The sequence below is a fragment of the Stenotrophomonas sp. TEPEL genome, assembly GCF_004348785.1.
Classification (GTDB): Bacteria; Pseudomonadota; Gammaproteobacteria; order Xanthomonadales; family Xanthomonadaceae; genus Stenotrophomonas; species Stenotrophomonas indicatrix.
The window spans coordinates 3,932,268-3,951,103 of record NZ_QQXJ01000001.1 but is presented as its reverse complement, the minus strand read 5'-3'; the positions used below and the strand labels follow the sequence as shown (position 1 = coordinate 3,951,103).

22 protein-coding genes and 1 pseudogene are annotated in these 18,836 nt (G+C 67.4%); 8 read left to right on the top strand and 15 right to left on the bottom strand.

The window, feature by feature from the left end:
- Positions 1 to 62: 62 nt before the first annotated feature.
- The 8 genes from TEP_RS18085 to TEP_RS18050 all read right to left on the bottom strand — a co-directional run bounded on the left by TEP_RS18085 (position 63) and on the right by TEP_RS18050 (position 6,779).
- The gene (locus tag TEP_RS18085; protein WP_132826199.1) at positions 63 to 1,430 is read right to left on the bottom strand and encodes a M17 family metallopeptidase; all 1,368 of its coding nucleotides are present in this window, start codon (positions 1,428 to 1,430) and stop codon (positions 63 to 65) included.
- Between the two features lie 3 nt (positions 1,431 to 1,433).
- Positions 1,434 to 2,162 (bottom strand): HAD-IA family hydrolase, encoded by a 729-nt coding sequence (locus tag TEP_RS18080; protein WP_132826198.1) that lies wholly within the window; start codon positions 2,160 to 2,162, stop codon positions 1,434 to 1,436.
- A 62-nt stretch (positions 2,163 to 2,224) separates the two neighbouring features.
- Entirely contained in the window at positions 2,225 to 2,695 is a 471-nt protein-coding gene (locus TEP_RS18075; protein ID WP_132826197.1) for a hypothetical protein, read from the bottom strand.
- Positions 2,696 to 2,791: 96 nt separating this feature from the next.
- Complete coding sequence (locus TEP_RS18070) at positions 2,792 to 3,898, bottom strand: AI-2E family transporter (protein WP_025878356.1); 1,107 nt, start codon at positions 3,896 to 3,898, stop codon at positions 2,792 to 2,794.
- Positions 3,899 to 3,965: 67 nt separating this feature from the next.
- Positions 3,966 to 4,403 (bottom strand): protein sip-5, encoded by a 438-nt coding sequence (locus TEP_RS18065; protein WP_132826196.1) that lies wholly within the window; start codon positions 4,401 to 4,403, stop codon positions 3,966 to 3,968.
- Entirely contained in the window at positions 4,400 to 4,870 is a 471-nt protein-coding gene (locus TEP_RS18060; RefSeq protein WP_025878358.1) for a phage holin family protein, read from the bottom strand. The genes TEP_RS18065 and TEP_RS18060 overlap by 4 nt, the downstream gene beginning before the upstream one ends.
- An 8-nt stretch (positions 4,871 to 4,878) precedes the next feature.
- A complete protein-coding gene (locus tag TEP_RS18055) occupies positions 4,879 to 5,241 on the bottom strand; it encodes a hypothetical protein (RefSeq protein ID WP_025878359.1) in 363 nt (120 codons plus the stop codon).
- A gap of 104 nt (positions 5,242 to 5,345) precedes the next feature.
- Positions 5,346 to 6,779, bottom strand: coding sequence for a Do family serine endopeptidase (locus TEP_RS18050; protein ID WP_025878360.1), 1,434 nt, complete (start codon positions 6,777 to 6,779; stop codon positions 5,346 to 5,348).
- 489 nt (positions 6,780 to 7,268) lie between these two features.
- Between TEP_RS18050 and TEP_RS18045 the strand changes: the two genes are divergently transcribed.
- Both TEP_RS18045 and TEP_RS18040 read left to right on the top strand, forming a co-directional pair.
- The gene (locus TEP_RS18045) at positions 7,269 to 7,886 is read left to right on the top strand and encodes a histone (RefSeq protein ID WP_132826195.1); all 618 of its coding nucleotides are present in this window, start codon (positions 7,269 to 7,271) and stop codon (positions 7,884 to 7,886) included.
- Between the two features lie 137 nt (positions 7,887 to 8,023).
- Positions 8,024 to 8,716: a hypothetical protein gene (locus TEP_RS18040; protein WP_132826194.1), complete on the top strand. Its 693-nt coding sequence runs from the start codon at positions 8,024 to 8,026 to the stop codon at positions 8,714 to 8,716.
- A gap of 15 nt (positions 8,717 to 8,731) precedes the next feature.
- On the opposite strand, the gene TEP_RS18035 is transcribed toward TEP_RS18040, so the two are convergent.
- Positions 8,732 to 9,091: a DUF1428 domain-containing protein gene (locus TEP_RS18035; protein WP_132826193.1), complete on the bottom strand. Its 360-nt coding sequence runs from the start codon at positions 9,089 to 9,091 to the stop codon at positions 8,732 to 8,734.
- Positions 9,092 to 9,370: 279 nt separating this feature from the next.
- On the opposite strand from TEP_RS18035, the gene TEP_RS18030 reads away from it, so the two are divergent.
- Positions 9,371 to 9,943: an Ax21 family protein gene (locus TEP_RS18030; protein ID WP_025878364.1), complete on the top strand. Its 573-nt coding sequence runs from the start codon at positions 9,371 to 9,373 to the stop codon at positions 9,941 to 9,943.
- Positions 9,944 to 10,134: 191 nt separating this feature from the next.
- Positions 10,135 to 10,812 (top strand): response regulator transcription factor, encoded by a 678-nt coding sequence (locus TEP_RS18025; RefSeq protein WP_132826192.1) that lies wholly within the window; start codon positions 10,135 to 10,137, stop codon positions 10,810 to 10,812.
- A 9-nt stretch (positions 10,813 to 10,821) separates the two neighbouring features.
- Here TEP_RS18025 and TEP_RS18020 read toward each other — a convergent pair whose 3' ends face one another.
- Positions 10,822 to 11,211: a DUF6165 family protein gene (locus tag TEP_RS18020; protein WP_132826191.1), complete on the bottom strand. Its 390-nt coding sequence runs from the start codon at positions 11,209 to 11,211 to the stop codon at positions 10,822 to 10,824.
- A gap of 165 nt (positions 11,212 to 11,376) precedes the next feature.
- Here TEP_RS18020 and TEP_RS18015 point away from each other — a divergent pair, with 165 nt between their 5' ends.
- Positions 11,377 to 12,075 (top strand): TorF family putative porin, encoded by a 699-nt coding sequence (locus tag TEP_RS18015; RefSeq protein WP_132826190.1) that lies wholly within the window; start codon positions 11,377 to 11,379, stop codon positions 12,073 to 12,075.
- Here the strand turns inward: TEP_RS18015 and TEP_RS18010 are convergent.
- Positions 12,072 to 13,220 (bottom strand): MFS transporter, encoded by a 1,149-nt coding sequence (locus TEP_RS18010; RefSeq protein ID WP_343134009.1) that lies wholly within the window; start codon positions 13,218 to 13,220, stop codon positions 12,072 to 12,074. The genes TEP_RS18015 and TEP_RS18010 overlap by 4 nt on opposite strands.
- Before the next feature lie 90 nt (positions 13,221 to 13,310).
- Positions 13,311 to 13,478 carry a hypothetical protein gene (locus tag TEP_RS19980; protein ID WP_240790724.1) on the bottom strand — a complete coding sequence of 56 codons (168 nt, stop codon included), beginning with the start codon at positions 13,476 to 13,478 and terminating at the stop codon, positions 13,311 to 13,313.
- Between TEP_RS19980 and TEP_RS18005 the strand changes: the two are divergent.
- Positions 13,398 to 14,251: pseudogene (locus TEP_RS18005) on the top strand (LysR family transcriptional regulator). The gene TEP_RS19980 and the pseudogene TEP_RS18005 overlap by 81 nt on opposite strands.
- Here the strand turns inward: TEP_RS18005 and TEP_RS18000 are convergent.
- Complete coding sequence (locus TEP_RS18000; protein ID WP_025878370.1) at positions 14,220 to 14,687, bottom strand: DUF1456 family protein; 468 nt, start codon at positions 14,685 to 14,687, stop codon at positions 14,220 to 14,222. The pseudogene TEP_RS18005 and the gene TEP_RS18000 overlap by 32 nt on opposite strands.
- 85 nt (positions 14,688 to 14,772) lie before the next feature.
- Here TEP_RS18000 and TEP_RS17995 point away from each other — a divergent pair, with 85 nt between their 5' ends.
- Complete coding sequence (locus TEP_RS17995) at positions 14,773 to 15,267, top strand: hypothetical protein (RefSeq protein ID WP_132826188.1); 495 nt, start codon at positions 14,773 to 14,775, stop codon at positions 15,265 to 15,267.
- A gap of 88 nt (positions 15,268 to 15,355) precedes the next feature.
- Positions 15,356 to 16,108 (top strand): SDR family NAD(P)-dependent oxidoreductase, encoded by a 753-nt coding sequence (locus TEP_RS17990; protein ID WP_132826187.1) that lies wholly within the window; start codon positions 15,356 to 15,358, stop codon positions 16,106 to 16,108.
- 85 nt (positions 16,109 to 16,193) lie between these two features.
- Here TEP_RS17990 and TEP_RS17985 read toward each other — a convergent pair whose 3' ends face one another.
- Together TEP_RS17985 and argS are read right to left on the bottom strand one after the other, a co-directional pair.
- Positions 16,194 to 17,090, bottom strand: a complete 897-nt coding sequence (locus TEP_RS17985; protein WP_132826186.1) for an SPOR domain-containing protein — start codon at positions 17,088 to 17,090, stop codon at positions 16,194 to 16,196.
- Between the two features lie 21 nt (positions 17,091 to 17,111).
- Positions 17,112 to 18,800, bottom strand: a complete 1,689-nt coding sequence (gene argS, locus TEP_RS17980; protein ID WP_132826185.1) for an arginine--tRNA ligase — start codon at positions 18,798 to 18,800, stop codon at positions 17,112 to 17,114.
- Between the last annotated feature and the right edge of the window lie 36 nt (positions 18,801 to 18,836).

Here is an 18,836-nt window from a genome sequence, read left to right as displayed (position 1 = left end):
AGTGCCGACCAAGGTCGGCACCCACCGGCACGGGTAGCGCCGGGCCATGCCCGGCGGCTCCATCAGCCGTAACGTGCCTTCAGCATCGTCCACGCCGAACGCAGGGCCAGGGCTTCGCCACCGGCCGGGCGGCCCGGGCGCTCGCCATCGTTCCAGGCATACACGTCCAGATGTGCCCAGCGCTGTCCGTCTTCCAGGAAGCGTTCCAGGTACAGCGCGGCGGTGACCGAGCCGGCCATGCGCGAACCGGCATTGGCCAGGTCGGCGATGCCGCTGCTCAGGTACCGCAGGTACGGGCGCCACAACGGCATGCGCCACACCGGGTCACGGGTGGCGTCGCCAGCCTGCAGCCACTGCTGGGCAACCGTGTCATCGTTGCTGAACAGCGCCGGCAGGTCCGGGCCCAGCGCGATGCGTGCCGCGCCGGTCAGCGTGGCGAAGTCCAGCACCAGGTCCGGCTTCTGCTCACCGGCGAAGGTCAGCGCGTCGCACAGGATCACCCGGCCTTCGGCATCGGTGTTGTCGATCTCCACGCTCAGGCCCTTGCGGGTGGCGATCACTTCGCCCGGACGGAAGGCATCCGGGCCGATCGCATTTTCCACCGCCGGTATCAGCAGGGTCAGGCGCACCGGCAGCTGCTGGGCCATCACCAGCCCGGCCAGGGCCAGCGCGTGTGCGGCGCCGCCCATGTCCTTCTTCATGTTGCGCATGCCATCGGCCGGCTTGATGTCCAGGCCGCCGGTATCGAAGCACACGCCCTTGCCGACCAGTGCCAGCGCCGGGTCGGTCTCCTTGCCCCAGCGCAGCACGATCAGCCGCGGCGCACGGTGCGAGGCACGGCCCACCGCATGGATGGCCGGGAAGTTCTGCGCCAGCAGTTCGTCGCCGGTGATGGCTTCCACCTGCGCGCCATGCGCTTCAGCCAGGGCACGCGCGGCGTCTTCCAGCTGCTGCGGGCCCATGTCTTCGGTCGGCGTGTTGACCCAGTCACGCACGCGCAGGCTGGCGGCGATCAGGTCGGCCACTTCGCCGGTCGGTGCAGCCACCAACTGGGCCGGCGCGCGGTTGCGCTTGCGGTAGCGGTCGAAGCGGTAGCTGCCCAGGCCCCAGCCCAGCTGCAGCAGCGCCTGCTCGGCGGCCGGCAGGTCGCTGGCCAACTGCCACACGCTGCCTTCCGGCAGGGCATGTGGTGCATGGGCGTAGCTGTAGGCATCGGCACGATCGCCGACGCCGATCACCGCGCCAGCCAGGCCATCGGCGCCGGGCAGCAGCGCAACCGAATGCGCGCCCGCAGTGAAGCCCTGCGACTTCAGCCACGCCTGGATGGCAGCGGATTGGCTGTTCTTCCACGCCTCGAACTGGCTGCGATCCAGCACGTGCAGCGGCAGTGCGGCGGTGGTGTCGGCGGTGAAGCCAGTGATCTCGCTCATGCGTCAGGTACTCCGGGATGCGTCAGCGTCGGCGGCGTCGAGGTTGGCATCGAGCCAATCGGCCAGGCCGGTGAGGGTGTCGAACTGCAGGTCAGGCTGCAGCTGCGGATGGTTCCAGGTGGCCGCTTCGCGGTTGATCCAGCAGCCGCGCAGGCCGGCAGCCATCGCGCCGGCCACGTCCATCTCGACGTGGTCGCCCACGTGCAGCACCTGCGCCGGGGCGACGCCCAGGCGGTCGCAGGCAGCGTGGAAAATGCTCGCTTCGGGCTTGGCCGCGCCATGCTCGCGCGCGCCCAGCTGGAAGCTGAAGTGATGGGCCAGGCCGATCCGTTCCAGATCGGCGTTGCCGTTGCTCAACGCGGCCACCGGCACCCGCGCGGCGATACGCGTCAGTGCATCGAGCGCATCGGGGTAGCACTCCACCTGGTTGCGCGCGGCGTAGAACACTTCATACGCCGGTTCCAGAAGATCCAGGCTGGCGCCACTGTTTTCCAGCGCCTCCTGGATCGTCAGCCGGCGCAGCGCGCTCAGGTCGAAATGCAGGTGGGGGTTGTCGCGGAACGAGCGCTCGCGCAGTTCGCGCATGGCCGCCACCGGATACATCGCGGCGGTGGCGGGGCTGTGTTCGCGCATCCAGTCGAACAGGACCTGGTCGATGCGGGCGCCGATCGGAGCGAACGGCCACAGCGTATCGTCGAGGTCGAGGGTGATGGCAAGGACAGGGAATTTCACCCCGCCATTCTACGCCTGCCCGCGCGGGCTTTCATGCGCGCGGCGGGCAGGCGCTGCCGCCGTCAGTGGCTGCGCAGGTCGTAGGAGCAGTACAGGACGGTCTGGCCATCGACGCGATCCACGCTCAGGTCATGCCTGCCCACTTCGCGCCGGTAGCCGCCGGCCACCGGCGGCGGCATCTTCGCCAAGGCGGCGACCTTGCTGATTTCCGCGTTGCCGAAGTATGCCGTGTAACTGTCCACGCCATCCTCGCCGCTGGAGCCGTCGTAGGAGGTCACATGGGTCACCGGCAGGCCAAGCACCATCAGCGGCGAGGCCAGTGTGTAGCCGTCGTCGTACTCGTCCCTGGTCTTGGCCCCGGCGGGCATCAGCACCTTGGCCATGGCATCGAACTGTTCGGGTGTGAGATGGCGCTGGCAGGTGATGGCCTCCACCAGCTGGGTGCGGGCCACTTCCGCACTGGGCGGGGCCGCGGCGAAGGCGGGGGCGGCCAGGCAGGTCAGGGCGAGGCATCGACGCGCGAAAGAGAACATGGGGAGGGTTCCATCCTGGGAAAAAGCGGGCGCATATTCTGCCAGCGTTGGCCGTCCCACCGTTGCTCTCCCAGCACGCCGGTCGCTGGACCGCGCTCACTCCAGCAGTCGCGCCCAGCCGTGCATGCCGTCCAGCCGTGCCAGCACCAGCTTGATGCAGACCAGCAGCGGCACCGCCAGCAGCAGGCCGATCATGCCCCAGGCCCAGCCGAACACCATCAGCGCCAGGATCAGCACCAGCGGCGACAGCTTCATCTGCCGGCCAAGCACGATCGGCGTCACCAGCTGCCCTTCCAGGGTATGCAGGGCCAGGTAGGCGGCCGCAGGCAGCAGTGCCTGCAGCGGGTCGCGGAACTCCACAAAGCCCATCAGCAGCATCAATGCGACGCCGAGCAGCGGGCCGACATAGGGCGCGAAATTCAGCAGCGCCGCCACGGTTCCCCACAGCAGCGCCTCCTGCAGGCCGATGCCCAGCAGCATCAGCACCCCGGCCAACAGCAGGCCGACCACCGTGTTGATCACGCTGATGGTCAATACGTAGCGCGACACCTCATGCTCGATCGAGCGCAGGATGTCACTGGTGAAACGCTGCTGCTGCCGGTTCGGGAACAGGGCGATCGCTGCACGCTGCAGGCTCTGGCCGTAGATCATGAAGAACAGCGTCAGCAGCACGACGGCCAGCACCGAGGCGGCCAGCCGCGGCGCACGGGTGAGCATGCGGTAGGGGTCGTCCAGCTGGGTGCGGATCACCTGCACCTTGCGGTTGCCGTCGCCGCCGGCCACGCGCGCGAAATTCTCTGCGGCCTGGTTGGCCTGCTGCACCGGCTTGGTCAGGTCCTGCACCTGGCGCGCAACCTTGCGCAGCTGCTGCGGTGCTTCCTGTGCCCAGTCCATCGCCGGGCCGATCAGCTGCACCGCCAGCGCACCGGTCACGCCCAGGCCGGCGCCCAGCACCAGCAGGGCGCCGAGCGCGCGCGGAATCCACAGCTTCTGCAGCAGGCGCAGGATGGGGTTGCCGACCAGGGCGAAGAACATCGCGAGCAGGACCGGCAGGATGATGTCCTGCGCCGCCCACAGGGTGAACGCCACGGCCAGGGTCGCCAGGATCACCAGCGACATCGGGCCACGTGGGCGCGAGGGGGGCGGCAGGGGGGCGGACTCGTCCGGCGCAGGCGACGACGGGGACAACAGGGACTCGCTCATCGACGCACCGACCAGAAAGAGATGCCCATTATCGGACCGCCGCGATCAACGCGGCGGATAAGGTTCGTCAACGTTCGGACAACTCGGTCGCCGCTTCGGCCGGACGGGGCTCATGCGGCTCGGGCTCGGCCACCGGGCGCGCTGCCGGTCGTGCCGCGGCGGCGGGTGGCGGCCCGGCCGCTTCATCCACCTGGTCGGCGGCATCGTCTGCGGTTTCCGCCGCCTGCGCCGCCATCACCGAAGCAAACGCGGCCTGGGCGCTGGCGAACAGGCTGGACACCGAACCGACCATCTGCAGCCAGCGCGCTCCGTTGACCTTGCCCGGAACCTCCAGCTTGCCGGCGATGAACCCACCGGCCAGACCCACCGCCACGATGCGCAGTGGCGACCAGCCCTGTCGCCAGACCTGGCTGAGCACGTTCCAGTGGTCCTGGGTCTCGCCGAGGCGCACGGCCATCACCTGTTCGCAACGATTCACACGCCGCTGCAGTGCACCGAACTTCATGGCTTGCCCTCCGGAATCTGCACGCCGGCATCGGGATCATCATCGGTGGGCTCATCGAACAGGCCCAACCGGGACAACTGACGCCGGGTGGCGTGCATGCCGGTGTGGTGGAAGAAGTAGGAAACGCGCCAGATCGCATAGCCGGTGACGGCCAGGCTCAGCAACGAGGTGATCAGCAGGGCCTGCAGCCAGCTCAGGCCGAAGCTCTGCAGCAGGGCGATGAGGGTGGCGGCCAGCAACAGCCAGGCCGACGCACCGAACACGATGGCGACGCCGGCCCAGGCCAATGCGCGGCCGAACGCGCTGCGCGCCAGCGCGAAGTCCGCCGACGCCAACCGGCGCAGCGAACGCAGTGAGTGCTTGGCCGAATCGGCAGTCGCCCGGCCGGCTGCGCCGACCTGGCGGATGCTTTCGTCCAACGGCGGCGTGGCCGCCGGATCGGGACGTTGCGTGGTGTCTTCGCTCACGCCGCAGCTTACTTGTCGCTGCCGCGGGCCAGCTTGGCGATGATCCAGCCGGTAGCGAAGGCCACGCCGAACGAAGCCAGCGGACGTTCGCGGATCAGCTCAGCAGCGCTGTCGATCAGGTCCTTGCCCTTGTCCATCAGCGCATCGACCTGTTCCTTGGCGGCGGCACCACCGAACTCGGCAGCCGCCAAGCCCGACAGCGCGCTGTCGGAAAGTTCAGCCTTGACGTTGGCCTTGCCGATGCGCAGTTCGTCGGTCGCGGCGCCGGTAGCGCCCTTGATCGCACCGCCGGCAGCGCTGGCGGCCTGCTTCAGGTGGGAACCGGCTTCACCCAGGTGGTCCTTCAGGTTCTCGGTATTGGTGGGGCTCATCGAATCACTCCTGTTGCGATGGGGGAACGGGCGATCGGCGCTCGGCCGACCTGGGTCTACAGCAATAGCATCACGCGGGTATAGGGGACGTTACGGCCAAGCGATCAGCGCATCACCAACTGGCCCTGCTGCTGCCCATTGTTGCGCAGCACGCGCAGCACCAGGGTGGGCGGGCGCTGCTGGAAATTGGCGCGCCAGCTGGCCAGGTCGGCGAACTCGCCCACCGTGGCGTCGGTGATGATGTCGCCCTGCTGCAGGCCATTGGTCGCGGCGCGGCTGCCGCGCTTGACCTCGCTGACCAGCACGCCGCCCACCCCGGACTGGCGCAGCGATTCGGGCAGGTCGACGAAGCTGGCACCGGTCAGGCGCGGATCCAGGCTCTCGCCGCTGACCACGCGCGCCTGTTCCTTCAGCGTTGCCTTGATCTGCAGCGGCTTGCCTTCGCGGCGAACATCCAGGGTCAGCACGCTGCCCACCGCCGCCAGGCCTTCCACGTTGTGCAGGGCTTCGGCACTGTCCACACGCTGGCCGTTGGCCGATACCACCACGTCGCCCGGCTTCAGTCCTGCGGCGGCACCGGCCGAACCGGCCAGCACGCGGGTCACCAGGGCGCCACGGGTTTCGCCCAGGCCCAGGCCCTGCGCGATCTGCGCGCTCAGGTTCTGGCTTTCGATGCCCAGTGTGCCGCGCACCACCACGCCATGCTTGACCAGCTGGTCGACCACGCTGCGGGCCAGGTTCGACGGAATCGCCAGGCCCAGGCCGATGTTGCCGGCCATGCTGCCCTGCGGGTTGAAGCTGGCGGTGTTGATGCCCACCAGCTGGCCCTGCAGGTTGACCAGCGCGCCTCCGGAATTACCCGGGTTGATCGATGCATCGGTCTGGATGAAGTTCTGGTAGCCCAGCCCGCGGATGCCACTGCGGCCCACCGCCGAGACGATGCCCGAGGTGACCGTCTGGCTGAAACCGAACGGATTGCCGATCGCGACCACGAAGTCGCCTACCCGCAGCTGGTCGCTGTTGCCCAGCTTGATGTCGGTCAGGTTCTGCGCCGGAATGCGGATCAGCGCGATGTCGGTGTCGCGGTCCGAGCCGAGGAACTCGGCCTTCACCGTGCGCCCATCGGCCAGTGTCACCTGCACGTCATCAGCGTTGTCGATGACGTGGTGGTTGGTCAGCACCAGGCCTTCGGTGGCATCGATGATGACGCCCGAGCCGAGTGACTCGTTGATCCGCTCCTGCGGGATGTCCGGGAACAGGCGGCGGAAGAACGGGTCATTGAAGAACGGGTTGCGTACCCGCACCACCTGCTTGGTGTTGACGCTGACCACCGCCGGCATCGCCTTTTCCAGCATCGGTGCAAGCGAAGGCACCGCCTGCCCGGCAACCGCGGCCGGCAGCGCTGCGGAGGTGGGCAGTACCGCCGGCAGCGGAGCGGCATCGGCACGGTTGTCCAGGTGCGCATTGAGGCCGGTGGCAACGAAGCCGCCGAAGGCGGCGGCGATTGCGAGCGTAAGCAGGGTGGGAAGCGGTCGCATGGGAGTCGGTTCGCAGGCTGAGGTTGGGGCCGTTGACGCATACGGTAGAACAAGCTGAATGAGTGTGTCGCGGTCTGGATAAATGCCCCATGAAAATCCGACCCTCGCCGAGGGCGCCGGAAAGCCGACGCGCGCACCACAACGCTGTTCGCGACAGCCGCGATCGCGCGCCGTCAGGCATGCCGGCAGCGCCTTGATACACCGTGACACTTGCGCAGTTCCGCGCATCCCGACCTTGCGATGACGCCCAGTGCTGCGCGGATGTGTGGCTGCTGCTCGTGCCTGCATCGGCATGCCAGCGCCAGGCAGGCTGCGCAGCACACTGCTTAAAAAAAGGGGTTTCCTGACTGCGGGGCGCGTCAGCTGCCGCCATTGCCTACATCAGTTGCGTCGCACTGGATGCGATTGATCAGGCGTGCCCGTTCCACGATAGCCATTGTCGGTATAGCATCGCCCCGTTTTGACAATCCAGGCCCCCAGGAGGGCAACATGAGCAACGGTAATGGTGTGTCGGTCGTGACCGACGCCGTCGAGAACGTGAAAGAAGCCGCCACCAACGTCGGCGAGACCATCGCCCACGCCGCCGAAGACGCAGTGAAGTCGGTCAAGAAGACCGTCAAGCGCGCCAGCAAGGCTGCCACCACCCGCGTCGCCAAGGCCAAGAAGGTCGTGGCCAAGGTCGAGAAGACCGTTGCCAAGAAGGCCGAGAAGGCCGCCAAGTCGGTCGGCAAGACCGTTGCCAACGCCAAGAAGAAGCTGGAAGCGGCCAAGAACAACGCCAAGGCCGAAGCGGCTGCCCTGAAGAAGGAAGTGGCAAAGAAGAAGGCGGCTGCCGGCAAGGCCGTGACCAAGAAGGCTGCTGCTGCCAAGAAGACCACCAAGGCTGCCGGCAAGAAGGTCGCTACCGCNAAGAAGGCCGCCACCAAGAAGGTTGCGACCGCCAAGAAGGNNGTNGNCAAGAAGACCGNNGCTGCCAAGAAGGTNGTCGGCAAGAAGACCGCCGCTACCCGCAAGACCGTCGCCAAGAAGGCTGCACCGCTGAAGAAGGCCGTGGCCAGGAAGGCTCCGGCCAAGAAGGCCGTGCGCAAGGCTGCCAAGCGCAAGTAATCGCGCGTGGTTCGAAGGCCCTTCCGCTCATCGGGCGGGAGGGCCTTCTGCGTTTTCGGGGGGACTGATCATTGCCTGGCGTGGATCTGCGGCAGCAGCCTGGGGCAAGATGAAGGTCTTCCGCAGGAGCTGTGACCATGCGCGGTATCGATTTCAGTTCCTGGCAGGGCGTGCTGTCCACCCTGGCCGGCTTGGTCCTGATCACCCTGCTCGGCGTGGGCATCCGCCTGCTGGTGATGCAGACCCTGCAGCAGCGTCGCGAACGCGAAAACCGCCAGATCAATGAGCGGCTGCGTACCTTGATGGCAGCCTACAAGACGCTGGGCGGCTCCTTCACCGGTGAGCTGGGGGTCGATCCAACCCACCTGCGCGACCTGCGCCAGCGGGCCCACGAAGAAGGCATCGCCGAGCCGGGCTCGGATCGGGCCCGGCGCATCCGCGACGCGGTCGAAGCGGCCTTGTCGGACATCCTGCTGCTGGGCACCGACGAGCAGGTACGACTGGCCGCGCGCGCTGCCAGTGAACTGGCACAGGGGCGTGCGGTGCACACACACGAACTGGTGATCTCGCTGCGCGACTTCGTCCGCGAGGCGCTGGACCTTGCGCCGGTACCGGCCGACCTGGAGATCCCGCGCCAGGGGCCTACCCGCCCTGCGGGCAGCGGTGGCGGAAGTGGCAAGGGCCGCAACGAGGGCGAAGCCAAGGGCGGTCGCACCGGTGGCGGCGGTGGCGGCGGCATGGGTGCCGGAATGGGCGGGCTGGGTGTTGGTGCCGGTGCTGCGCTGGGTGCCGGCCACGCGGCCGGTGAGGATGAAGCGGGCGCCCGCTGAGGACGCCCGCCCGGGTCAGCGCTTGAGTTCGAAGATCGGCTCGAATCCGCCGTAGATCATCCGTGCACCGTCGAACGGCATGGGATTCTTCGACGGGTCCAACCGCGGGTCTTCCATCATTTTCTGCATGCCTGCATCGCGGGTGGCCTTGTCCGGCCATTCGATCCAGGAAAACACCACGGTCTCCTCCGTCGTGGCTTTCACCGCGCCGAAGAAGTCGGTGGTCTTGCCGTGCGGCACGTCATCGCCCCAGCACTCGACCACGCGCAGCGCGCCGTGTTCGAGGAACACCACGTCGCCGCTGCGCGCGTGGGCGAGGAACTTCTCCTTGTTGGCGGTCGGCACCGCCAGGACGAAACCATCGATGTAGCTCATCGCTTGCCTCCGGAATGGACCGTGCCAGGTGCACGGCCTTCATTGAATCGACGCTTCACGGTGCGGCAAATCGACATCGGCCGCCGTCTCGTTGTGATCGGAGCGCGTGCGCGTACCGCGCGCGTATGCCTGAGCCTTGCTGAATCAATGCAAAAAATTCAGCAATGCGAAGACTGCTGTTTTCAGGGAGCGTTGTGGCAAATAACGGAGAATTTACATTCCCGATGCGATGGCGCCCTGGCGCTGCTGCACACCATAAGAAAGTAAAGGTGTACCCCCATGAAGAATTCGCTGATTGCTCTGGCTCTGGCCGCTGCCCTGCCGTTCACCGCTTCGGCCGCCGAGAACCTGTCCTACAACTACGCCGAGGCTGACTACGCCAAGACCGACGTTGACGGCATCAAGGCTGATGGCTGGGGCGTGAAGGGCTCCTACGGCTTCCTGCCGAACTTCCACGCTTTCGGCGAGTACAGCCGTCAGGAAGTCGACCACACCAACATCAAGGTTGACCAGTGGAAGGTCGGTGCCGGCTACAACGTCGAAATCGCTCCGTCGACCGACTTCGTTGCCCGCGTCGCCTACCAGAAGTTCGACCAGAAGCACGGCCTGGATTTCAACGGCTACAGCGCTGAAGCCGGTATCCGTACCGCGTTCGGTGCCCACGCTGAGGTCTACGGCCTGGTCGGTTACGAGGACTATTCGAAGAAGCACGGCGTTGACATCGACAGCCAGTGGTACGGCCGCCTGGGTGGTCAGGTCAAGCTGAACCAGAACTGGGGCCTGAACGGCGAGCTGAAGATGAACCGCCACGGTGACAAGGAATACACCGTCGGCCCGCGCTTCAGCTGGTAATTGCATCTACGGCGCGCCCGCGCGCTGTTCGTGCTGAAACAGGCCCGGCATTGCCGGGCCTGTTGCGTTGTGGGGAATCAGAACAGAGTCTGACTGCGATGCGCGGCGTCATGTTGCATTGCAATGAATTGGATTCCGCCACCGCCGGTGGCGGCCTACGGTGGATATCCCGTGCTGCCGGATACACCGCGATGCCGCCCGTACTCCCACCGCTGCTCCCCGACCGGCCGCGCCGTCTGGCGCTGCTGGATCCGCATCCGGTGCTGCGGCTGGGGGTGGAAGTGCTGCTGCACCAGCACAGCGGCGTGCACGTGCGCGGCAGCTACGCCGACGAAGGTGAGCTGGTGGCGCTGCTGGAAAGCGAACCGGGCTGCGTTGACCTGCTGTTGATCGATGCGCTGCCGCTGGGGGATCTTGGCGACGGGTTGCAGTTGCTGCGCGCACTGTCCCTGCGCTGGCCCAGCCTGCCGATACTGGTGCTGTCGGCGCACTGCAATGCCAGCACCGTGGCCACGACGATGCAGGCCGGCGCACGCGGCTTCCTGTCCAAGGCGACCACGCCGGAAATGCTGCTGCGGGCGGTGGACGTGGTGGCCCGCGGCGGGCGGTTCGTGCCCCCGGAGCTGCGCACGCAGCTGAATCGATCGCGCGCGCGGCGCATGTCGGCGCCCAGCCTGACGCCACTGAGCCGGCGTGAACGCGAAGTGCTGCGGCTGGTGCTGCAGGGGTGCAGCACCGGCGAAGTGGCCCGGCGCTTCCAGCGCTCGGCCAGCACCATCAGCACGCAGAAGAAAGCGGCCTACCAGAAGCTCGGCATCCGCAGCGATGTCGAACTGTTCCGCATCCGCCACCTGCTGGAGTGTGGCTGACCGGCGCGCTTACTCGCCTTGGTACTGCTTTTCCTCGACCAGCGCCGAACCGGCAACACGGTTGATCTCGTTCTTCACCTGTACGCGTTCGCCGTTGGTGCCGTACACGCCGCGCGCCAGCTGGATGAACGCCTCGTCGAATACCTGCGCCGCTTCCTTGTCGCGCAGCTGGTCCTGGATCTCCCACATGCGCTCGTTGATAACCTTCAGCTGCGTCTTCAGCGCGGCCAGTGCCGGCTGCGCATCAAGCTGCTGCTGCAGCAGCGGCAGCAGGCCGTCAAGCTCGGTGCGCACGTTGGCCAGCTTGGTCGCATCGTCGATGCGCTCGACCTTGATCTCGAGAATGGTGATCTTGTCGATCAGCTCGCCGATCGATACCGGGGTCAGGATGGCGTCCACGTGGTTGGTTCCTGGAAATAGGCCCGCATGATACCGCGCCCACCGCAGCGCGGATTTACGCTGAATTTGCGCTGGCACGGCAGCATCGCCATCGAACCGTTACGGCCCTGCCATCGACACTGCCGTCCCGGCGGACAGACCGCCTCCGACGAGGAAGTGAGTGCAGTGAAGAGCAAGGGGATGATCGTGGCCAGCGCGGCCGCACTGGCGGGGCTGCTGTGCGCCGGCAGCGTGCAGGCACAGGTGCAGGTGAGTGGCACGGCGGCATTGACCAGCGACTATGTCTGGCGCGGCAGTTCGCAGAGCGAGGGCGATCCGGCCGCGCAGGTGGGGGCAAAGGTGACGGTGGGTTCGGGCTGGTATGCCAGCGCATGGGGCTCCAATGTCTCGTTCACGCCGGACAGCGGGGCACGCAGCGAGTTCGATCTCGTCGCCGGCTGGTCCGGCGCGCTGTCGCCGGACTGGAGCCTGGATGCGAACCTCACACGGTATGTCTATCCGGGCACTGGCCGCGCACTGGACTGGACCGAACTCAACGTCACCACCACCTGGAAGCAACGCGCCTGGCTGCAGGTTGCCCACTCCAACGACGCCCTGGCCGGCGGCCGTCGCGGCACCTACGCACAGCTGGGCGTGCGGGTGCCGTTGAACGAGCGCGTGCGGTTGGAAGCGGCGGTGGGGCAGTACTGGCTGGCCACCGCGCAGGGGCTGGACTACCTGCATGGCCAGCTCAGTGCCATTGCCACGTTGACGCCGGCCTGGGAACTGCGCGCCACCGTGCATGACACCGACAGCGCCGCCAAGCGTCTGTTCCCGGGCAATGCCGGTGGACGCTGGGAACTGGCGCTGCAGGGCAGCTTCTAGTCGGCCGACGCGGCCTGGCGTGCGCGCCAGGCACTGGACAGCCACACCAGCAGGGCCAGTACCGCCACCGCGGTACCGGCCACGCACACGCCGGTCCAGCCGAAACGCGGGTAGACCTGTGCCGACAGCAGCGAGCCCAGCGAACCCCCGATGAAATAGCCGGTCATGTAACCGGCATTGAGGCGGTTGCGTGCCTCCGGCTGCAGTGCGTAGATCAGGTTCTGGTTGCTGACATGCAGCAGCTGCGCGGCCAGGTCCAGCACCACCACGCCGACCAGCAGCGCCAGCAGCGAATGCGCCGACAGCCCCAGAGGCAGCCAGGACAGCAGCAACAGCACCAACGCAATGGCCGTGGCCCGGCCGGCCTGGCCACGATCGGACATGCGCCCGGCAACGCCGGCAGCCAGCGTGCCGGCGGCACCGACCAGCCCGAACAGGCCGATGGTGGCGTCGCTGTAGGCATACGGCGGCTGCGCCAGCAGGAAGGCCAGTGGCGTCCAGAAGATCGCGAACATCGCAAAGCTGCACGCGCCGAGCAGCGTGCGCTGGCGTAGCACCGGCTCCTGCACGAACAGCGTGCCGATCGAGCGCAGCAGCGCGAAGTAGCTCAGCCCGGCGCTGTGGTGGAAACGCGGCAGGCCGCGCTGCAGGGCCAGCGCGGTCAGCACCAGCGTACCTGCAGCGATCGCATAGACCAGGCGCCAGTCGCCCAGGCTCGACAGCAGCCCGGCCACGGTGCGTGCCAGCAGGATGCCCAGCAGCAGCCCGCTCATCAGCGTGCCGACCACGCGGCCGCGATGCTCCGGTGCGGCCAGGGTGGCGGCGAACGGCACCAGCACCTGCGCCACCACCGAGAACAACCCGGTGATCGCGGTACCGGCCAGCAGCCATGGCAACGACGGCGCGCATGCGCTGATCACCAGTCCGCTGGCCGACAACAACGTCATCACCACGATCAGCCGGCGGCGCTCGAACAGATCACCCAACGGCACCAGCAGGATCAGGCCAACGGCGTAGCTCAACTGCGCAGCGGTCACCACCATGCCGACCTGGCCGAAAGGCACGCCGAAGGCATCGGCGATGGTATGCAGCAACGGCTGCGCGTAGTAATTGCTGGCCACCGCGACACCGGTGGCGACCGACATCAACAGGATCTGCCAGCGCTGCAGGGGAGGAAGGGAAGGGGACACGCGATGTTCCGTGAAGCAGGGCAGCACAGTGTCCGCCTGCTGCTGTCATGATGGAAATAAATCATCATCATCGCTGTCATCTGGAATTGAGATACGGGTGTGAACCTCAAGCAGCTCGAGTTCGCCGTGGCCCTGGCCGAAGAGGGCAACTTCACCCGTGCGGCCGCGCGCTGCCACGTCGTGCAGTCGGCCCTGAGCCATCAGATTGCCCATCTGAGCAGGAGCTGGGCACGGTGTTGTTCGAGCGGCTGCCGCGCCAGGTGCGCGCCACCGCGGCGGGAGAGGCGTTGCTCGTGCACGCCCGGCAGGTGCTGACCAGCCTGCGCCACCTGCGTGCCGACGTCGCGGCCGTCAGTGGTGACGTGCGCGGGCTGCTGGCGATCGGGCAGATCTCGTCGCTGACCGGCGTCGACGTGGTGGCCATGCTGGCTGCTTTCCAGCAGCAGCACCCGCAGGTGGAGTTCCAGTTGCGGGTGAACAAGAGCGAGACCCTGCTGCAGCAGGTGCAGTCGCGCGCACTGGACGTGGCGCTGGTGGGGCTGGCGCCGTCGGCCCATCTGGAGGGCGTCTGCCACCAGATGCTGCAGGAAGAGGATCTGGTGGCCGTGCTGGCGCCGCAGCATCGGCTGGCCACGCGCCAGCGATTGCCGTTGGCGGCGCTGCAGGATGAGGCCCTGGTCGATTTCCCGCGGGGGACCGGCGCGCGCCGGCAGACCGATGATGCGTTCGCCGCAGCGGGCCTGCCGCATCAGGTGCGTTTCGAGGTCAACCTGATGGAACTGGTCGAGCGCTTCGTCCGCCACGGCCTGGCGGTGGGCATCGTGCCGGTGCGGATCGCCGACGGTTTCGAAGGGGTGGTGCAGGTGCCGCTGCAACCGACCCCGACCCGGCGCGTGCATCTGGTCTGGCAGCGCCTGCCGACGCCGGCCGCACGCGCCTTCGTCGACGCCGTGCTCAGCTGCGCAGGCGCAGGCTCAGGCCCTTGAGGAAGTTGCGCAGCATCTGGTCCAGGCAGCGCCGGTAGTTCTTGTGGCCGGGCTGGCGGAACAACGCGCCGAGTTCGGATTTGGAGACGTTGAAGCCGATGCTGGTGAAGATCTCCATCATGTCGACATCGCGCAGCTGGAAAGCCACGCGCAGCTTCTTCAACACCAGGTTGTTGTCGATGCGGGTTTCCACCGCGCGCGGCGCCTGGCCCTCATCGTGACCGCGCAGGTGCAGGATCAGGCCATCGAGGAAGTGCGCCAGCGCACTGTCGCTCATCGGCTGGAAACCCGGCTCGTCTTCACGCAGCAGCCAGGCCTTGGCCTGGTCGACATCCACTTCGAACGCCGGATCGGCCATCTGGCACAGGGTCACCACGTGGTGGTCGCCGAGGTCCAGGGAGTAGCGCACGCTGCGCAGTACATCATTATTGATCATGGCCCATTGTACCGGGCCTGCGGCTGTAACCGGACTGTCACCGGATTGCAGCATCGTGAGCGCTGTTCTGCAGAGACCCTCTCCGATGCGCCGGTACCTCCTTTCCGTTCTGCTGGTCGCCAGCAGCTTCGCCGCCACCGCCCAGGACCGTTTCGTGCCCGTGGAGCAGCGTCTCAGCGCGGCCCAGCTGGCCGAAGTGGGCCTGGACGCGACCCAGCTGCAGACCCTGAACCGCGTGCTGCGCGAGGCCGAGGCATCTACGCCCGTACCCACGCGGGCGGCGTTTGCGGCCAACACCGGCGCGCCGGTGCCGGCCAACGTTCCCGCCCCGGCGGCGATGCACCTGGGCCTGGAGGAGGGGCCGGTCAACGCCCGCGTGGTCGGCGACGTTGCGGGGTGGCAGCCGGGCACGGTGTTCACCCTCGACAACGGTCAGCAGTGGCAGGTGATGAAGGGCCAGATGAAGCTGCGCAAGACCCTGCAGGCACCGCAGATCGAGGTGGTTCCGGGTATCGCCGGGCGCTGGTTCCTGCAGGTCGACGAAGATCTGCCGAAGGCACGCGTGTTCCGCCTGCGCTGACCGCGCGCACCGCAGCGGGCCGATCAGGCAACGCAGCCGTGGGCCGACGGTGCCAGAATGGCGGTCTGGTTTCCCACGGAGTTGTCTGATGACCCGAACCGTCCTGATTACCGGCGCCACGTCCGGCTTCGGCGCCGCTGCCGTACACCGCTTCGCCCAGGCGGGCTGGAAAGTGATCGCCACCGGCCGTCGCAGCGAACGCCTGCAGCCGCTGGTCGAGCGCTACGGCAAGGAGGTGGTGCACGCGGCCGTGTTCGACGTGCGTGATCCGGTCGCGATGGAAGCGGCACTGCTGGCGCTGCCGCCGGCCTTCAGTGACATCGACCTGCTGGTCAACAATGCCGGTCTCGCCCAGGGCACCGCGCCGGCGCAGAGCGCCAGCCTGAAGGACTGGACGACGATGATCGACACCAACATCACCGCGCTGGTCACCCTGACCCATCGCCTGTTGCCGCAGCTGGTGGAGCGCAAGGGCGCCATCATCAACATTTCGTCGGTGGCCGGTGTCTATCCGTATCCGGGCGGCAACGCCTATGGCGGCACCAAGGCGTTCGTCAGCCAGTTCTCGCTGGGCCTGCGTTCGGACCTGCACGGTACCGGTGTACGCGTGACCACCATCGAGCCGGGCATGGCCGAAACCGAGTTCACCGTGGTCCGCACCCATGGCGACCAGGTTGCGTCGGACAAGCTGTACACCGGCGCCAACCCGATGACCGCCGAAGACATCGCCGAGCAGATCTTCTGGGTGGCGAGCCTGCCCCCGCACCTGAACATCAATCGCCTGGAACTGATGCCGGTCAGCCAGTCGTTCGCTGGCTTCCAGGTTGCCCGCGAAAGCTGATCCGCTGTCTGCAGTGTCGAGCCCGGCGCTGCACGGGCAAAAAAAAGCCGGGCAATGCCCGGCTTTTTTCATTATGCCCGCACGCTTACTGCGCCTTGATCGCCATTGCCTGCAGGCCGGTGCCATCCAGCTTCTGCTTGGCTTCGGAAAGCTCACCGGCGGTGCCATAGGGCCCCATGCGTACGCGGTACACGGTCTTGCCGTTGATCTGCGCCGACTCCACGCGTGCGGCCAGGCCCATCATCGCCAGCTTGGCCTTGGTCGCTTCGGCATCGCCGGACGCGCCGAACGCACCGGCCTGCAGGATGTAGCGGGCGTTGTCGGCCGGTGCCGGGGCTGCTGCAGTGCTGGCGGTGGCCGGCGCGGTTTCGCTGCGCGCCGCAGGAGCGGTGGCAACGGTGCTGGCGCTGGCCGGCGCGGTGGTGGCGGTCGCTGGCGTGGCGGTCGTCGGGCGTTCACTCACCGGCGTCGGCAGCGGACGGCTGGTGGCGGTCACCGGCGCGGTGCTGGCAACGCTCGCCGTCGCCGCAGGGGCTGCGGCCGCAACCGCCGCCGGCACGGGCTTGCCTTCCAGTGCGGCCTGCGCGCGCTGCGCTTCGGCCTTGCTCCGGCGCTGTTCCTCGGCGCGCGCGCTGGCGGCCAGTTCGGCGTCGGACATCTCCACTTCCTTGCCAGGCAGCAGGGTGTAGAAGTCGTACTGGGTGGCGGCCGGCTTTTCCGGCTCAGCCGGCTTCGGCGTGGCCGGCTGTGCGGCCGGCTGGGTGCCGACATCGCCTTCGCCATCGGCCACCGGCGCCGGCTGCGCGTTCGGGTTCGGCTGCGGACCGGCGCGCAGGAAGCCATCGCCCTCGCCCTTGAACAGGTTCGGCGCCGCCAGGAACACCACGGCGGCGATCGCCACGCCGGCAACCAGCCACACCCATCCGGGCGTGCCTTGGCTGCTGTTGCGCCGAGCCTGTGTCTTGCCGCGTCGTGCTGCCATGTCTACTGCGTCTCCTGAGGCTTACATTTTTTCCGGGGCGGAAACGCCCAGGAGGTCGAGGCCGTTGGCCAGTACCTGGCGCGCCGCGCAGGCCAGGGTCAACTTGGCATTGCGATCGGTCGCGTCGTCCACCAGCACCGGCGTCCCGTGATACCACGTGTGGAAGGCGTGCGCCAATTCGCGCAGGTACTGCGCGACCAGATGCGGTTCCAGCGCCACGCCGGCCGCTTCCACCACTTCCGGATAACGCGAGATCTCGTTCATCAGGGCCAGCGATGCGTCATCGGCCAAGCGGCCCAGATTGGACAGGCCGGTGCCCTGTTCGTAGACCAGCCCCTTCTCCTGCGCCTGGCGCAGCAGGCTGCAGACGCGGGCATGCGCGTACTGCACGTAGAACACCGGGTTGTCGTTGCTCTGCTGACGGGCCAGATCGATGTCGAAGGTCAGCTGCGAATCGGGCTTGCGCGCGATCAGGAACCAGCGGGTGGCGTCGCGGCCGGCTTCTTCGATGAGATCGCGCAGGGTGAAGTAGCTGCCGGCACGCTTGGACAGCTTCACTTCCTCGCCGCCGCGCATGACGGTGACCATCTGGTGCAGCACGTATTCCGGCCAGCCCTGCGGGATGCCCACTTCCATGGCCTGCAGGCCGGCACGCACGCGCGCCAGTGAACCGTGGTGGTCCGCGCCCAGTTCGGTGATCGCGCGCTCGTAGCCGCGCTGCCACTTCGACAGGTGGTAGGCCACGTCCGGCACGAAGTAGGTGAAGGTGCCGTCGGACTTGCGCATCACGCGGTCCTTGTCGTCACCGAAGTCGGTGCTGCGCAGCCACAGCGCGCCGCCTTCCTCATAGGTGTGGCCCGACGCCTGCAGCTTGGCCACCGCCTCGGCGACCTTGCCATCGGCGTACAGCGAACTTTCCAGGAAGTAGATGTCGAAATCCACGCCGAACGCGGCCAGGTCCAGGTTCTGCTCGTTGCGCAGGTAGGCTACGGCGAAGCGGCGGATCGCCTGCAGGTCGTCCGGATCCTTGGCGCCGACCACCAGGGTGCCTTCCAGGTCGACGCTGGCGCCGGACATGTAGGCACGGGCCACGTCGGCGATGTACTCGCCACGGTAGCCGCCTTCCGGCCAGCCTTCCTGGTCCGGGGCAATGCCCTTCACCCGGGCCTGGGTCGACAGCGCCAGGTTCTCGATCTGCACGCCGGCATCGTTGTAGTAGAACTCGCGCTTGGCGTTCCAGCCGTTGGCATCGAGCACGCGTGCCACGCAGTCGCCGATGGCCGCGGCGCGGCCGTGGCCGACATGCAGCGGGCCGGTCGGGTTGGCCGACACATACTCCACGCCCACCGTGCGGCCATTGCCGGACAGGTTGCGGCCGTAATCGGCGCCTTCCTTGATGACGGTGACGGCTTCACGCTGGTACGCGGCCGGCGCCAGGTGGAAATTGATGAAGCCGGGGCCGGCGATCTCGACCTTGCTGACGTCTTCGCTGCGCGGCAGTGCCTCGACCAGCGCCTGTGCCAGTGCGCGCGGATTGCTGCGCGCGGCCTTGGCCAGCAGCATCGCGGCGTTGGTGGCGAAGTCGCCATGGTCGCGGGTCTTCGGGCGCTCGACCACGAAGTCCGGCGGCAGGGAGTCGACGGGCAGGGTGCCATTGGCGCGCAAGGCTTCGATGCCTTGGCTGATCAGGGCGCGGAGGAGATTTTTCACGAGGCCTGCTGAGAGAATGAGCGGCGGAATCGCCCA

What these genes read in the sequence shown, in the direction of transcription:
- TEP_RS18085 (WP_132826199.1), bottom strand. Translation starts at nt 1,430, where the DNA reads ATGAGCGAGATCACTGGCTTCACCGCCGACACCACCGCCGCACTGCCG.
- TEP_RS18075 (WP_132826197.1), bottom strand. Translation starts at nt 2,695, where the DNA reads ATGTTCTCTTTCGCGCGTCGATGCCTCGCCCTGACCTGCCTGGCCGCC.
- TEP_RS18070 (WP_025878356.1), bottom strand. Translation starts at nt 3,898, where the DNA reads ATGAGCGAGTCCCTGTTGTCCCCGTCGTCGCCTGCGCCGGACGAGTCC.
- TEP_RS18065 (WP_132826196.1), bottom strand. Translation starts at nt 4,403, where the DNA reads ATGAAGTTCGGTGCACTGCAGCGGCGTGTGAATCGTTGCGAACAGGTG.
- TEP_RS18055 (WP_025878359.1), bottom strand. Translation starts at nt 5,241, where the DNA reads ATGAGCCCCACCAATACCGAGAACCTGAAGGACCACCTGGGTGAAGCC.
- TEP_RS18050 (WP_025878360.1), bottom strand. Translation starts at nt 6,779, where the DNA reads ATGCGACCGCTTCCCACCCTGCTTACGCTCGCAATCGCCGCCGCCTTC.
- TEP_RS18040 (WP_132826194.1), top strand. Translation starts at nt 8,024, where the DNA reads ATGCGCGGTATCGATTTCAGTTCCTGGCAGGGCGTGCTGTCCACCCTG.
- TEP_RS18035 (WP_132826193.1), bottom strand. Translation starts at nt 9,091, where the DNA reads ATGAGCTACATCGATGGTTTCGTCCTGGCGGTGCCGACCGCCAACAAG.
- TEP_RS18030 (WP_025878364.1), top strand. Translation starts at nt 9,371, where the DNA reads ATGAAGAATTCGCTGATTGCTCTGGCTCTGGCCGCTGCCCTGCCGTTC.
- TEP_RS18025 (WP_132826192.1), top strand. Translation starts at nt 10,135, where the DNA reads ATGCCGCCCGTACTCCCACCGCTGCTCCCCGACCGGCCGCGCCGTCTG.
- TEP_RS18010 (WP_343134009.1), bottom strand. Translation starts at nt 13,220, where the DNA reads ATGTCGGTCGCCACCGGTGTCGCGGTGGCCAGCAATTACTACGCGCAG.
- TEP_RS19980 (WP_240790724.1), bottom strand. Translation starts at nt 13,478, where the DNA reads ATGGGCAATCTGATGGCTCAGGGCCGACTGCACGACGTGGCAGCGCGC.
- TEP_RS18000 (WP_025878370.1), bottom strand. Translation starts at nt 14,687, where the DNA reads ATGATCAATAATGATGTACTGCGCAGCGTGCGCTACTCCCTGGACCTC.
- TEP_RS17995 (WP_132826188.1), top strand. Translation starts at nt 14,773, where the DNA reads ATGCGCCGGTACCTCCTTTCCGTTCTGCTGGTCGCCAGCAGCTTCGCC.
- TEP_RS17990 (WP_132826187.1), top strand. Translation starts at nt 15,356, where the DNA reads ATGACCCGAACCGTCCTGATTACCGGCGCCACGTCCGGCTTCGGCGCC.
- TEP_RS17985 (WP_132826186.1), bottom strand. Translation starts at nt 17,090, where the DNA reads ATGGCAGCACGACGCGGCAAGACACAGGCTCGGCGCAACAGCAGCCAA.